This window comes from Aminobacter sp. P4_D5, assembly GCF_056401815.1.
In genome coordinates, this window is the sequence record NZ_JBFUIP010000585.1 from 1 (window position 1) to 787 (window position 787).

A 787-nucleotide genomic window follows, 5' to 3' on the forward strand; every position below is an offset into this window, starting at 1 on the left:
CCGCCGGCTCGCTTGAGCGACACACTCCCGCGCATTGCCTTCCTGGCCGCGACCACCGAGGTCGCGCAGATGGCGCGCGACCGCCTCGCCGCGATGTACGGCGATGCGCAGCCCAACGAGGCCCAGTTCATCGTGGCGCTCGGCGGCGACGGGCTGATGCTGGAGACGCAGCATCGCTTCCTCGGCGGCAACGCGCAGATCTACGGCATGAACCGCGGCAGCGTCGGCTTCCTCATGAACGAGTATCGCGAGGAGGACCTGCCCGCCCGCCTCCGCGCCGCCCAGGCCGCGCAGCTGCATCCGCTGCGCATGCGCGCGCATTCCAGCGACGGGAAGACCCACGCCACGCTCGCCGTCAACGAGGTATCGCTGCTGCGCCAGACCCGCCAGACCGCCAAGCTGCGCATCCTGATCGACGGCAAGGAGCGCATGTCGGAGCTGATCTGCGACGGCATCCTCGTCTCCACCCCCGCGGGCAGCACGGCCTACAACCTCTCGGCGCACGGGCCGATCGTGCCGCTGGACGCGAACCTCCTGCCGATGACGCCGATCTCGGCCTTCCGGCCCCGGCGCTGGCGCGGGGCGCTGCTGCCCTCGACCGCCCGGGTTGTCTTCGAGATCCTGGAGGCGGAGAAGCGCCCGGTCTCGGCGACGGCCGACTACACCGAGGTGCGCGACGTGCGCCGCGTGGAGGTGCGCGAGGACCGCAGCATCACCATGACCATGCTGTTCGACCCCGACCGGAATCTGTCGGAGCGCATCATTTCTGAGCAGTTCACGGTCTAGT

At 69.9% G+C, this 787-nt stretch carries 1 protein-coding gene; it reads left to right on the top strand.

Translation table 11 applies throughout. The features are described from left to right. Positions 1–12: 12 nt before the first annotated feature. Positions 13–786: an NAD kinase gene (locus AC1DWF_RS33665; protein ID WP_476842836.1), complete on the top strand. Its 774-nt coding sequence runs from the start codon at positions 13–15 to the stop codon at positions 784–786. Position 787 lies beyond the last annotated feature (1 nt).